This window comes from Pseudomonas sp. MM227 (assembly GCF_947090715.1).
Classification (GTDB): domain Bacteria; phylum Pseudomonadota; class Gammaproteobacteria; order Pseudomonadales; family Pseudomonadaceae; genus Aquipseudomonas; species Aquipseudomonas baltica.
Genome location: NZ_OX352319.1, coordinates 4,288,830 through 4,302,698 on the forward strand (window position 1 = coordinate 4,288,830; position 13,869 = coordinate 4,302,698).

Consider the following 13,869-nt stretch of genomic DNA (forward strand, 5'->3'; position numbering starts at 1 on the left):
CTACAGTTGTGCGCAGCGTTGATACCGTGGGTGTTCATGGCTGGCTGCCGGTCGATCAGAGATAAAGAGGGAAATCTATCCGAGCAAGGCAGGACAGCATGTCGCCCCTTCGAAGCATCTCCGATCAACTCGCCATCCATGCCCGCACCCCGGCACTGGTGGTGTCCGACCCCCGTGGCCTGGCCGTACGTACCATCGGTTATTACCGACGCGAAGCCGACGTCCTTGCCGAGCCCCGGGTCAGTGCCCAATGGCATGACCACGCAGGCCGTCCTGTCAGCCAGTGGGATCCGCGTCAGTTCGAGCATTTCCAGAGCGGTGTGAGCGAGACGCCGAATCAAGCAACGGTGTTCAGCTTCTCGGGTACACCGTTGTTGCAGCGCAATGCGGATTCTGGCTGGAAAGCGATGTTGCTCGACGCCCAAGGCTCCAACCGGGAAAGCTGGGACAGCAAAGGCATCCACACCACGCTGAATTATGACCGACACGCCAGGTTGATATCGGTTGCCAAACGCGATGCCGAGGGCCGGCAACGCGTCACGCAACGCGTCGATTACGCAGCGGTCGACAGCGAGCACGCTGCTCGCAATCTGTGCGGCACGAGCTATCGGCATGACGATGACGCGGGCAGCAGAATCGCCCATGGGTTTGACATCAACGGCGAAGCGATCAGCTATACGCAGCGTTTTCTGGACGCAGAGGTGCTACCCGACTGGCCCGTGTCCCTGGCGGAACGCGATGCCTTGCTAGAGCCTGGGCCGGGTTATCGCACCTCCTATACCCACGATGCCACCGGCATGCTTGTCACCCACAGAGACGCCTTGGGTAATGTGCAACATTTTGGCCATGACATCAGTGGTCTGGAGGCTACCAGCCGGCTGGTGACCGCCGAAGGGCTGAACTGTGAACTGCTGTCGGCGTTGAGTCATGATGCAGGCGGGCGGATCGTTTCGCAAACGATAGGCAATGGCGTGACAAGCCGCGCCGAGTTCGACCCCATCGACCAACAGCTACTCAGGGCAACGTCCGTAAGCGCCGACGCGGTCGTGCTTCAGGATTTGCACTACCTGTATGATCCAGCCGGCAACATCATCAAGGTCAGCGATCAATCTCAACCCACCAAATACCACGCCAATCGTCGCATCGAAGCGGTCAACGAATATCGCTATGACTCGTTTTGCCAACTGATCGAAGCTACCGGTCGCGAAGCTGCAAATGCGGGCGGCGAAGGCCCATCACTGCCGCCGTTGCTGGCAATGCCTCAGGATCCTTCCTTGCTGCTCAACTACCGGCAGAACATGGAGTATGACCGGGCGGGCAACCTGACAGAGCTTCGCCACGTCAATGGGCAACGGAACCGAACACTCAGAATGGCGGTGGCAAGTGCCAGCAACAGATCGCTGCCCGAGCGCAATGGGCAACTCCCCGATGAAGGCCAGTTGACCGATGGCTTCGATGCCAATGGAAACTCCCGCGAACTGCTGCCCGGGCAGGTAATGACATGGGATGAATACAACCAGCTGCAGCGCGTGGCACCGGTGCAGCGCGACGATGAAGAAGACGACTATGAGCGCTACATCTACGACGCTGCGGGAAGTCGTTTGCGCAAGATATCCCATGCCCAACAGCGCAGCGGCGCACGTCGATGTGAGGTCCGCTACCTACCGGGGCTGGAAATTCGGACGGACAGCCGCAGCGGTGAGCGCTTGCATGTCATCGTTGCGCAAGCGGGTAAGAACGGCGTCCGTCTGCTGCATTGGGCACATGGCAAACCCGAGGGTTTGCCTAATGATCAACTGCGTTTCACCCTGAGCAACCATTTGCGCTCAGCCACGTTGGAGTTGGGCAGCGACGGCCAGTTATTGAGCCGGGAAGAATACTATCCGTTCGGGGGCACCGCCTGCTGGGCCGGTCGCAGTGCACTGCAAGCCAAGTACAAAACCATCCGCTACTCCGGCAAGGAACGTGACGCCACCGGTCTTTACTATTACGGCTTGCGCTACTACGCACCCTGGCAGATCCGATGGATCAATCCGGATCCGGCGGGCGATATCGACGGTCTGAACCTTTATGCGATGGTAGGCAACAATCCTATCACCATGGTGGACGGTGATGGGCGCGCTAAAACAAAGCATGACACCCTTGAAAGCATGATTGAAGCGGGCCCTACAGACGAATACCTGGCGGGGCAGCCGTATTGGGGAACCGGTTCCGAGAGCGAGCGACGCCGTAAATATGAGAACTGGAAAGGCCATTGCAAGACCTGGTTCAATCGCACCAGGCAGAGCCGCGCGCAGGTACTGCTTTCGGCCTACGAAATCTCTGAAACCAATAGCAAGGGTGTGATCCAGGCACTGAAAAATATGGAAAGCACTACTGAGCTGGCGAAGTCGGTCGGACTTCGAGGGGCGACTATCGTTGTTTCCAACTTGAGCTCTACAGCCACAGGAACAGCCATTGGCACAGCCGTCGGGGCGATGGCATTGGGCCCGGCGGGGGCTCTGGCCGGTGCTGGCATAGGCATGGTGCTCGGTAAGCTGGCCAGTGTCGCCTCGGAAAAGGCAATGGAAAAAGCCGGCAATACCGCCACTCTGCATCTGCGTACTGGAACTCTGAGTGCTTCATCGATCATTCATGACGCGAAGATTCGCAAGAACGGTCTGGTGGGTAAGTTCTACTATAAATCTCGCACTTACGTACCCGACAATCCCAAGAATGCCCTGAACCTCGGCACTGAAGTCGCCAAAACCGCAGGTTCCAAAGCCGCAGGGCCAGCGGGCGTCGCCGTCAAGATCGGCGTCGATGCAATCAAGGCTGGCTATGAACTGTATAAAACCCAACAAGACAAAGACCCGGCGAAGCTCGAACTTTTGGAAACCAGCGCGGACGGTGCGTTCGCCGAGCTCTATCGGCGGACGCTACAGATAGCAAAGATGTACAACGCGACCGAGGCTGACGATAAACTCACTGGGCTGACCAATAGCACGTTCACTGGAAAAAGCATGACGTTGGGTGGCCTGGTCGCGCAATTCAGTACGGCTGTTGACCATCTGCAAGCGGCTGCCGGTGCCACCAGCGCATTCCGCCAGCGGCATCAAGTCGACGTGCTTGGCTTGTAGCGACGCGCGCATCAAAGCCGCACCACCCCCTCCTCGATCAACGCCTTGAGCACCGCCTGAGCGCCCTCTTCGGCGCTCAGGCCCTTGAGCACCTGCCCTCCTCCGCCACTGGCCTTGGCCGTGGCGGCCTTCATGCGATCCGCGCCGCTCTTGGCCTTGATCACCTTCAAACGTTTGGGCCGGGGCTTGGCCGGCTGCAGCTCGGCGCTGTCGAACAGTTCGTCGTTGATTACCTCCACCTCATCCACCGGCAGCCGTCCGCGCTGCGCCGGGCCGTAGGCGCTCTGCCGAGGCTTGGGTGCGGCATTGTCGACGGTGGCCAGCAACGGCAGCCGCACCTTGAGGCGCCGCCGTTGGCCTCGGGGCAAGGCCTGCAGCACCTGGGCCACGCCGTTGTCGATGGACTCGACCTCGGCCAGGCCAACGATCAACGGCCAGCCGAGTTTTTCCGCCAGCAGAAAGGGCAACATGCCCGAGCCTTCGCCGGTTTCGGCCTGGGTACCGGTGAGCACCACGTGCGCACCGGCCGCTTGCAGGTAGTCGCACAGGGCCGGCAAGGCATCGGCGCCTTGTGGCTGTTCGAGCACGTGCAGCTGTTGCAGGCCCATGCCCAGGTACGCGCGCAACGCAGGCTCGGCGACATCACCGGCGTGCAGCACCTGCAGGTCATCTCCGGCCAGTTGCAGGCCCAGCTCCACGGCGCGTGAATCCTGGTCTGCGCGCCGGGGGCGGCCGGACGTCGGGTGGGCGCCGATGGAAACGAGGGTGATGACCTTGGTGTTCATGGCTGTGTCTCTCTCATCGTGGCGCCCATCAGGCGGCATCGCGTTTGGCTTGGTTGCGATAGGCCTGGATGGCGTCGATCAAGGCGTGCATGATCGCCTGCCCGTCGCCGATCACCGACAGGTCGGCACGCTTGACCATGTCGCAGTTGGCGTCGAGGTTGATGGCAATGACCTTGTCGCAACCACCAATGCCCTGCAAGTGCTGGATGGCACCGGAAATGCCCACCGCCACATAGACCCGCGCGGTCACCCAGGTACCACTGGCGCCGACCTGACGGTCGCGCAGCATGAAACCATCGTCCACCGCCACCCGCGAGGCACCTTCGGTCGCACCCAAGGCCTGGGCCGTCCGGTGGAACAGTTCCCAGTCCTTGACCCCATTGCCCCCCGAGAATATGAATTCCGATTCGGCCATGGGCACGGCCGCCGGGTCGACTGCTACCGCACCGAGGTCTTCGATGCGCGGCAGGCTGCGCGCCGTGGCTGCGGACAACGCCACCGGCAGCGCTTCGTGACGAGTCTCGTCCACCGGTTCGGCGCACTCGGCGGCCGCCAGGATCAAGCGCGGCAGCGGTCGGGCAATGTCCTGCTGGCCGGCACCGGCACGGCTGATGCACTGGCCGTCCTTGACCTGCCACACACGTGTGGCGGGACGTTCACCCTGGCAAGCGGCAAAACGCCGACCCAGCTCGCCACCGCCGGTACGGCTGTCGGGCAGCAGCCAATGGCGTGGGCTGAACTGATTATCCACCGCGCGCAGGCCGTGGATTCGCTGTTCCGGCGCATAACCTTCGAATTCGCCGCCTTGCACAATCAACAGCCGGTCGACGCCTGCGCTATCGAAAGCGTTTTCCTTGTATTCGCCGAAGACGATAGCCAATACCGCGCCACCCCCTGCTGCCAGGCGATGGGCCAGGCCCAGCACGTCGCGGTCGTGGCTGCTCAGGCGGCCGCCGACCATGTCCGGTACCACAGCGATGTAAAATTGGGGCACCGCCACCTGGTGCAAGGGCAGCTTCACTTCCACGGCTGCCGAACGCTTGCTCGCGCCGCCCTGCTGGGCGCCACTGCGGTCGATGCGCTTGATCCCGTTGGCACCGATGAAACCGATGCCGTGGGGGTTCTTGCGCATGACGCCATTGGGCCCCATCCACGCACTCGCCTGAGGCTGCAGGGCACTGTGCAAGGGATGCAGGCGGTTGCGGGCGATCCATTCGGCCCGCGGATCACGACGGATGAGGTCACTCATCAATGCACCTCCTCGACAACTTCACGTTTGGCCGGTGCGGGCCTGGCGGGGGCAACACTGTCCTCGACCAGCGCCTCGGCGACCAGTTCGGCGATGTCCTTGACCAACGGCCGCGGTTCCACCACGCCTTCTAGCATGGCGGTGCACTGCGGGCAGCCCACGGCCACGACTTCGGCCTGGGTTTCGCGGATGTCTTCCATGCGCATGTCGGGAATGCGCTGCTTGCCGGGTATGTCGGTGATCGGCGCGCCGCCACCGCCACCGCAACAGCGGGAACGGAAACCCGAGCGCTGCATTTCCTTGACCTCGATACCCAGCGCCTTGAGCACATCGCGCGGGGCCTGGTACTCGCCGTTGTAGCGGCCCAGGTAGCACGGGTCGTGGTAGGTCACGCTGCCGCCCTTGTGCTGTCCCAGATGGAGCTGGCCGGCGGTGACCAGTTCGGCCATGAAGGTGCTGTGATGCAGCACCTGATAGTTGCCGCCCAGCGCACCGTACTCGTTCTTCAACACATGGAAGCTGTGGGGGTCGCAGGTGACGATGCGCTTGAAACCGTACTTGCCGAGGGTGCCGATATTGCGCTTGGCCAGCAGTTGGAAGGTGGCCTCGTCGCCCAGTCGCCGCGCCACGTCTCCGCTGTCGCGCTCTTCCAGGCCGAGCACGGCGAAATCGACCTTGGCCGCTTTCAGCACCTTGACGAAAGCACGCAGGGTGCGCTGATTGCGCATGTCGAAGGCGCCGTCCCCAACCCAGAACAGCACGTCGATGGTTTTGCGCTCGCTCAACAATGGCAGGTTCAGGTCGGCGGCCCAGTTCATCCGGCCACCAGGACTGAAACCGCCGGGGTTGTCGGTGGCGATCAGGTTATCCAGCACTTCGGCGCCCTTGTTGGGCGTGGCGCCTTTTTCCAGGGTCAGGTGGCGGCGCATGTCGACGATGGCGTCGACGTGCTCGATCATCATCGGACACTCTTCCACGCAGGCGCGGCAGGTGGTGCACGACCACAGGGTGTCGGCATCGACCAGGCCATTGACGATGGGCTGGTGCGGGTTACCCGCGTGTTCGCCAATCGCCTTGCCGGGATAGGGGTTGCCGGCGAAGTTCGCATCGGTACCACCGGCCAGGCCTACGACCATGTCCTGAATGAGCTTCTTCGGGTTCAACGGTTGACCGGCGGCGAACGCCGGGCACGCGGCTTCACATTTGCCGCACTGCACGCAGGCATCGAAGCCCAGCAGCTGGTTCCAGGTGAAGTCCTTGGGTTTTTCCACGCCCAGCGGCGCAGTGGGGTCGTTCAGGTCCAACGGTTTCAGGCCGGTGGAGCGACCACCGCCAAAGCGTTCGGCGCGGCGGTGCCAGGCCAGGTGCAAGGCGCCAGCGAAAGCGTGCTTCATCGGCCCGCCCCAGGTCAGCCCGAGAAACAGTTCCGACACGCCCCACAGCACGCCGATGCCCAGCACCGCAGCCAGTACCCAACCGCCGAAATTCATCGGCAAGATACCGGCCACCGGCAAGGTGGCGATGAAGAAGGTGGCCGAGAACATCAGCAGGCTTTTCGGCAGGCGCATCCACGGGCCCTTGGACAGGCGCGCGGGCGGGTTGCGGCGGCGGGCGTAGACGAAGCAGGCACCGACGAACATCAGCGCGGTGGCGAACAGCAGCGCATAGCCAAGAATGCGATTGTGCAGGCCGAAGCCATGGACCAGCACCGCCAGCACCGCCGCCAGCACCGCGCCACCGGCCGTGGCGACGTGGGTGTTGGCGATGTACTTGTCGCGCGCGACCACATGGTGCAGGTCGACCATGTAGCGCTTGGGCATGGCCAGCAGGCCGCCCAGCAGGTCGACCTGGGATGGCCGACCGCGGCGCCACATATTGATTCGCCGCACGGCGCCCAGAACAGCCAAGGCGAGGGCGGCGAACAACAGGATGGGAAGCAGTGTATTGAGCATGGTGAGGCCTCTGTGGACCCTCGTAGGAGCGGTCATCGGCCGCGAAACGGTCACTGCGCTGTATCAGGTACACCGCAGTGATCCCTTCGCGGCCGATGACCGCTCCTACGGGAGCAGGGTCAAAATCCTTGCACAGGCGCAGCGCGTCGTAGATCGCCGCGTGTGTGTTGCGCTGGGCCACGCAGTCGCCGATACGAAACAGCAGATAGTCGTCGCCCGAAGTACTCAACGACGGCTGCGGCTGGATCGCGAACAAGGCGTCGATGTCCATCTGGCCCTTGTTGCGCGACCCCTGCTTGAGCGCGTAGTAGAGCTGTTCGTCGGGACGCACGCCGTTCTCCACCACCACCTGGTCGACCACGCGTTCTTCCTTGGCGCCGGTGTACTCGTTCTCCAGCACGGCCACCAGCTTGTCGCCTTCGCGGTAGACCTTGTCCAGCATCATGTCGCCGGTCATGATCACTTCCTTGGGGTACATGCTGCGGTAGTAGGTGGGGAACGACGTACCGCCGATGGCCACGCCCGGCTTGATGTCGTCGGTGACGATCTCCACCTGGCTGCCCTTGTCGGCGAGGAAGTCGGCCACCGACATGCCGGTGAACTCGCAGATGGTGTCGTACACCAGCACGTTCTTGCCCGGTGCGACCTTGCCGTCGAGCACGTCCCAGCTGCTGACCACCAGGCCCTCTTCGGCGCCCCAGTGCTCGTTCTGTTCCAGAAACGGGTGGCCACCCACCGCCAGCACGACGATGTCCGGGCGCAGGTCCATGATGGTATCGGCATCGGCAGCCGTGCCCAGGCGCAGGTCGACCTTCAGGCGCGCCAGTTCCAGCTGGAACCAGCGGGTAATGCCAGCGATCTGGTCACGCTGCGGCGCCTTGGACGCAGTGGTGATCTGCCCACCGATGAAGTCCTTCTTCTCGAACAACGTCACGTCGTGGCCACGCTCGGCCGCCACGCGCGCGGCCTCCATGCCGGCAGGCCCTGCGCCGACCACCACCACCTTGCGCTTCACGCCGGTGGACTTTTCGATGATGTGCGGCACGCCCATGTATTCACGCGACGTGGCCGCGTTCTGAATGCACAGCACGTCCAGCCCCTGGTACTGCCGATCGATACAGTAGTTGGCGCCCACGCATTGCTTGATCTGGTCGATCTGGCCCATCTTGATCTTGGCGATCAGGTGCGGGTCGGCGATGTGCGCCCGGGTCATGCCGACCATGTCGACGTAGCCGCCTTCCAGAATACGCGTCGCCTGGTTCGGATCCTTGATGTTCTGCGCGTGCAGCACCGGGATGTTCACCACCTCCTTGATCCCTGCCGCCAGGTGCAGGAACGGCTCGGGCGGGTAGCTCATGTTGGGAATGACGTTGGCCAGGGTGTTGTGGGTGTCGCAACCCGAGCCCACCACGCCGAGGAAATCGAGCATGCCGGTGTCGCAGTAGTACTTGGCGATTTCCTTCATGTCCTCGTGGCTGAGGCCATCGGGATGGAATTCGTCGCCGCAGATGCGCAGCCCTACGCAGAAGTCGTCGCCGACTTCCTTGCGCACGGCCTTGATCACCTCCATGCCGAAGCGCATGCGGTTCTCGAAGCTGCCGCCCCACTCGTCGGTGCGCTTGTTGACCCGCGGGCTCCAGAACTGGTCGATCATGTGCTGGTGCACCGCCGACAGCTCGACGCCGTCCAGGCCGCCGGCCTTGGCGCGGGCCGCAGCGCTGGCGTAGTTGCCGATCACGCGCCAGATCTCTTCGGGCTCGATGGTCTTGCAGGTCGCGCGGTGCACCGGCTCGCGGATGCCCGAGGGCGACATCAGGGTCGGCCAGTGCTCGCCGTCCCACCGCGAGCGACGGCCCATGTGGGTGATCTGGATCATGATCTTGGCCCCATGCTTGTGCATGGCGTCGGCCAGGTTCTGGAAATGCGGAATGATCTTGTCGGTGGCCAGGTTGACCGATTTCCACCAGCCCTGGGGGCTGTCGATGGCCACGCTGGAGGAACCGCCGCAGATGGCCAGGCCTATTCCACCCTTGGCTTTCTCTTCGTAGTATTTCACGTAACGATCGGTGGTCATGCCGCCGTCGGTGGCGTAGACCTCGGCGTGCGCGGTACTGAGCACGCGGTTGCGGATCGTCAGCTTGCCGATCTGGATCGGCTGGAACATCGCTTCGAAAGCCATGACGGTTGATTCCTCGACTTACAACGGTTTCACGGTGAAGAGGCCATCTTCGTGGCCTTCTTCGGAGCCGCCGTACACTTGCTCGGCGACGGTACGAATGCTGCTGCCGCGAGCGGCGAGAATCTGGTCCATGGCGCCGGCGAACCAGCCGGTGAACATGTAGTCGACCTTGCGTCCGACCTTGCCGTACACGTAGACGAAGGCGGAATGCTCCAGCTTGACGCTACAGGTGCCCTGGTCCAGGTCGATGTCCTGGATCTTGAACAGGCCCCAGCCGCGCTGCGACAGGCGCTTCATGTAGTGCTCGAACACCGCGACGCCTTCCAGGCCATGGCACTCGGCTTCCTTCTCGCACCAGTGCCAGGCGGATTTGTAGCCCGCCTTGTAGAGAATCTCGGCGTAGGCATCGGCGCCCAGCACCTCTTCGATGCCCATGTGGTTGTTGACGAAGAAGTGACGCGGCACGTACAGCATGGGCAGGGCGTCGGAGGTCCAGATACCGGTTTCGCTGTCGACTTCGATGGGCAGTTGCGGGGCGATCTTGGCCATGGTGAGTGATCTCCGATAAACATGATTCGAGCAAGCAACGCAGAATCGCTTTGCTCGTAGATAGACAGTTGTGTGAATGCCTTTGGAGCCGTAGCGAGCACGTCGAGAGCAAGGAAGGACCGGAGCGAAAGGCGAGACAGTACCGAGGTACGGCGAGCTTTTCGCGAGGACCTGACGCAGCTATCGGCGAGCGCAGTAGGCTCCAGAGGTATTCACTCGCCCCAGACGTCCTTGAGGACATTGACCCAGTTCTCGCCCATGATCTTGCGCACCACGCGTTCGCTGTGGCCGCGCTTTAGCAGGGTTTCGGTCAGGTTGGGGAACTCGCCCACGGTGCGGATGCCCAGCGGATTGATGATCTTGCCGAAGCTGGTCAGGCGGCGGGCGTAGCCCTTGTCGTGGGTCAGGTATTCGAAGAAGTCCTGGCCGTGGCCCTGGGTGAAGTCGGTGCCGATGCCGATGGCGTCTTCACCGACGATGTTCATGGTGTATTCGATGGCTTCGGCGTAGTCGTCGATAGTCGAATCGATACCCTTGGCCAGGAAAGGCGCGAACATGGTCACGCCGACGAAGCCACCATGGTCGGCGATGAATTTCAGCTCTTCATCGGACTTGTTGCGCGGGTGCTCCTTGAGGCCCGACGGCAGGCAATGGGAGTAGCACACCGGCTTTTTCGACTCGAGGATGACTTCTTCGCTGGTCTTGGAGCCGACGTGGGACAGGTCGCACATCACGCCGACGCGGTTCATCTCGGCAACGATCTCGCGGCCGAATCCGGACAGGCCGCCGTCGCGCTCGTAGCAGCCGGTACCGACCAGGTTCTGGGTGTTGTAGCACATCTGCACGATGCCCACGCCCAGCTGCTTGAACACTTCCACGTAGCCGATCTGGTCTTCGTAGGCGTGGGCATTCTGGAAGCCGAAGAGGATGCCGGTCTTGCCGGTTTCCTTGGCCTTGCGGATGTCGGCGGTGCTGCGCACGGGCATCACCAGGTCGCTGTTCTCGCGCATCAGCTTCTGGCTCTTGCAGATGCTGTCGATGGTGGCCTGGAAACCTTCCCACACCGACACCGTGCAGTTGGCCATGGTCAGACCGCCCTTGCGCATGTCCTCGAACAGTTCGCGGTTCCATTTGGCAATGATCAGCCCGTCGATGACGATGCTGTCGGCGTGCAGTTCGGCTGGGCTCATCGGGCAGTCCCCATCAGGCAAGTCAGGCGCCGAATCGTATGTCGGCGCTTCATGGAGCCAGCATATGCCTGCGCGACAGGGCGACCGGATGCAAAAACGACAGGGGAATTGCCGAAAGCGTCAACGCACGATGCAAAAGATGACCACCCACCTTGCAGGGGAGACCTGCTTGGTCGTGCCACTGCATGAAATAAACCGCCTGGCATCGCTGCGCCCCTATGCTTTCCAGCGCCCCTGAGACAGAATCAGCGGCAATTGTCCTGCTCAACGGGTTAGGTAGATCCTCATGAGATTCACGCTGCTGATGCTTGCCCTGCTGTCCTTCGCCGCCCAGGCAGAAGAGTCCGACGGCCCCACCCCGTGCGATAACGTCGAAACCGATCAGCAGAGCTACGATTGCTCGGCCTACAACCGCAAGACATCGGAAACCGAGATGAGCGAGTCGTACACCGACCTGCTCGACCGCATCAACTCCCAGTTCCCCAAAGGCTCGCCCGAACTCAAGGCGTTCACCGACAGGCTCAAGACCGCCCAGGACCTGTGGGCCAAGTCGCGCGATGCCGATTGCGACGTGTACACGGTCAATGCCGGCAAAGGCACCAAGGCCTATGACATTGCCCAGAACGATTGTCGCGCGCAGAAAAGCGACGAGCGTTCCGAATTTCTGCAATCGGTGGGCCTGGAGTGAGCGTGAAAATAGTCGGGGTCGAGATCAAGGGCAGCGAAGCGATCTTTGCAGTGGTGGAATACGACGGTGCCGACTTGGCGCATCTTCCCACTTCCCTCAAGAAGATCGCGCTGGAAGACGATGACATCGCGGCGAACGTGCGGCAGTTTCGCGAACAGGTGGCCGCTTTCGTCGGCGACAACGGGTTGAAGATGCTTGCCATCAAGAAGCGTGGCAAGAAAGGCGAATTCGCCGGCGGGCCGACCACTTTCAAGATCGAAGGCGTGCTGCAGCTGCTCGAAGGCTGCGAGGCAGTGCTGGTGTCGCCGCAGACCATCAGCGCCCAGGCCAAGAAGCTGGCCGAGCTGCCAGGCAGCTTGAACAAATACCAGCACGAAGCCTACAAGGCTGCCTGCGCGGTATTGCTCAAGGCGCGCTGAAACGGTCAACAGTCGTCTTTCATTCCTCCTCGTTTACCCGGCAGTCCAGGCCGATGTCGGTCGGATTGCTGGGGTCCTGCGCCACGAACGCACGGGTCTTTTGCTCGGCATCCGCCAGGCTGTCGGCCTCCACGGGCAGATCAACCAGGGTGTTGTTCCAGGCGTCATCGGCTTGGTTGTCGATGACCCGGCAGTCGTACCACGCCGCCGCTGCCGGCCCGGCCAATGCCAGAAGAGCCACTGCCAGAATTGGCGCACCCATGACTTGCTTGCTCATTTCGATGATTCCTTATATCGCTGAATGAGCGCGCAGGTTAGCGGCCGCCTGCCGTGCCAGGACGGTACATATGCATTGGCCGTACCGGCGCCTTCGCGGCCATAGACCGCTCCTACGACACGCGCACATTCCATCCGCAGGAGCGGCCAGTGCCCCAGGCGGTAGAGGGATCACAGTCCTTCCGCAGGAGCGGCCAGTGGCTCAGGCGGCAGAGGGATCACAGTCCTTCCGTAGGAGCGGCCAGTGGCCGCGAAGGCAGAGGGATAACAGTCTTCCGTAGGAGCGGCCAGTGGCCGCGAAGGCAGAGGGATAACAGTCTTCCGTAGGAGCGGCCAGTGGCCGCGAAGGCGTCGGCACGGCCGCTGCATGGTGAACGACCTACCCCGACTCGCGCCCGCGCCGATCTTCCCGCGGGCAGCAGGCAAAGCGCGCCCGGTAGCTGCGGGTGAAATAAGACGGCGAGTCGAAACCGCAGGCAATGCTCACCTCCAGCACGCTCATCTGGGTCTGGCGCAGCAGCTGCCGGGCTTTTTCCAGGCGCAGGCGCAGGTAGAAGTTGCTCGGGGTGTCGTTCAGATGCAGGCGGAACAAGCGCTCCAGCTGGCGGCGAGTGACCTTGGCCAGTTCGGCCAGCTGCAAGGTGCTCAGCGGCGGCTCGGTGTGCTGTTCCATCTCGCCGATCACCTGCACCAGTTTTTTGTTGCTGAGGCCGTAGCGTGAAGCGATTTCCATGCGCTGGTGGTCCTTGCGCGGGCGAATGCGCCCCACCACGAACTGCTCGGACACCTGGATGGCCAGCGAGCTGCCATGGGCCTGGCCGATCAGATCGAGCATCAGATCGATGCAGGCAGTACCGCCGGCGCAGGTGATGCGCAGGCTGTCGGTCTCGAACAGCTCCTGGCTGGCGCTGAGCGCGGGGTAGGATTCGCGAAAAGCATCCAAGGCCTCCCAGTGCAGCGCCACGCGGTGGCGCTCGAGCAGGCCCGCCTCGGCCAGGACGAAACTGCCGGTGTCGATACCGCCCAGGGTCACGCCCTCGCGATCCAGCCGCCGCAGCCAATCGCGCAGCGTTGCATCAAAGGCTGCCAGCGGCTCGAAGCCCGCCACCACCAACAACGTCACGCCCTTGGTCAGCGGCCCGAGTCCCCCATCGGCATTCACCGACATGCCGTTGCTGGCCAGTACCGCGCCGCCGTCCAGGCTCAGCACCTGCCACCGGTACAGCTCGCCGCGAAAGCGGTTGGCCACGCGCAGAGGCTCGATCGCCGAGATGAAACCGATTGCGGAAAATCCGGGCAGCAACAGGAAATTGAAGTCTTGGGCCATGGTGTGCTCTGTGAGTTCTGCGGGCAGCGATCCCACAGCGCGATCCTGTGGAAGCAGGGCGAGCGGCGCGCCCTCTGCCCGCGAAGAGGGCCTCTGTGAACCACCACTAATACCCACCACGTCGCCACTGTGCAAG

General features: G+C 62.6%; 10 protein-coding genes and 1 pseudogene. 3 read left to right on the forward strand and 8 right to left on the reverse strand.

The window, feature by feature from the left end; all coding sequences use genetic code 11:
* Positions 1-98: 98 nt before the first annotated feature.
* Positions 99-3,119, forward strand: coding sequence for an RHS repeat domain-containing protein (locus ONG87_RS19550; protein ID WP_264381881.1), 3,021 nt, complete (start codon positions 99-101; stop codon positions 3,117-3,119).
* Positions 3,120-3,130: 11 nt separating this feature from the next.
* On the opposite strand, the gene ONG87_RS19555 is transcribed toward ONG87_RS19550, so the two are convergent.
* From ONG87_RS19555 to ONG87_RS19580, 6 genes and pseudogenes are all read right to left on the reverse strand, one after another.
* The gene (locus ONG87_RS19555; RefSeq protein WP_192054985.1) at positions 3,131-3,904 is read right to left on the reverse strand and encodes an electron transfer flavoprotein subunit beta; all 774 of its coding nucleotides are present in this window, start codon (positions 3,902-3,904) and stop codon (positions 3,131-3,133) included.
* Positions 3,905-3,932: 28 nt separating this feature from the next.
* A complete protein-coding gene (locus ONG87_RS19560; RefSeq protein ID WP_264381882.1) occupies positions 3,933-5,153 on the reverse strand; it encodes an electron transfer flavoprotein subunit alpha/FixB family protein in 1,221 nt (406 codons plus the stop codon).
* Positions 5,153-7,105: a dimethylglycine demethylation protein DgcB gene (dgcB, locus tag ONG87_RS19565; protein ID WP_264381883.1), complete on the reverse strand. Its 1,953-nt coding sequence runs from the start codon at positions 7,103-7,105 to the stop codon at positions 5,153-5,155. The genes ONG87_RS19560 and dgcB overlap by 1 nt, the downstream gene beginning before the upstream one ends.
* A 121-nt stretch (positions 7,106-7,226) precedes the next feature.
* Positions 7,227-9,284 (reverse strand): annotated as a pseudogene (locus ONG87_RS19570) (FAD-dependent oxidoreductase); the annotation flags it as partial.
* Between the two features lie 18 nt (positions 9,285-9,302).
* Complete coding sequence (locus ONG87_RS19575; protein WP_122479786.1) at positions 9,303-9,833, reverse strand: DUF5943 domain-containing protein; 531 nt, start codon at positions 9,831-9,833, stop codon at positions 9,303-9,305.
* A 212-nt stretch (positions 9,834-10,045) separates the two neighbouring features.
* Positions 10,046-11,023, reverse strand: coding sequence for a dipeptidase (locus tag ONG87_RS19580; protein ID WP_122479787.1), 978 nt, complete (start codon positions 11,021-11,023; stop codon positions 10,046-10,048).
* Positions 11,024-11,309: 286 nt separating this feature from the next.
* Here ONG87_RS19580 and ONG87_RS19585 point away from each other — a divergent pair, with 286 nt between their 5' ends.
* Positions 11,310-11,711 carry a lysozyme inhibitor LprI family protein gene (locus ONG87_RS19585; RefSeq protein WP_122479788.1) on the forward strand — a complete coding sequence of 134 codons (402 nt, stop codon included), beginning with the start codon at positions 11,310-11,312 and terminating at the stop codon, positions 11,709-11,711.
* Positions 11,712-11,713: 2 nt separating this feature from the next.
* Positions 11,714-12,130, forward strand: coding sequence for a DUF3010 family protein (locus ONG87_RS19590; RefSeq protein ID WP_264381884.1), 417 nt, complete (start codon positions 11,714-11,716; stop codon positions 12,128-12,130).
* Between the two features lie 19 nt (positions 12,131-12,149).
* Here ONG87_RS19590 and ONG87_RS19595 read toward each other — a convergent pair whose 3' ends face one another.
* Entirely contained in the window at positions 12,150-12,407 is a 258-nt protein-coding gene (locus tag ONG87_RS19595; RefSeq protein ID WP_264381885.1) for a hypothetical protein, read from the reverse strand.
* Positions 12,408-12,785: 378 nt separating this feature from the next.
* Complete coding sequence (locus tag ONG87_RS19600) at positions 12,786-13,733, reverse strand: GlxA family transcriptional regulator (RefSeq protein WP_264381886.1); 948 nt, start codon at positions 13,731-13,733, stop codon at positions 12,786-12,788.
* Positions 13,734-13,869: the final 136 nt, after the last annotated feature.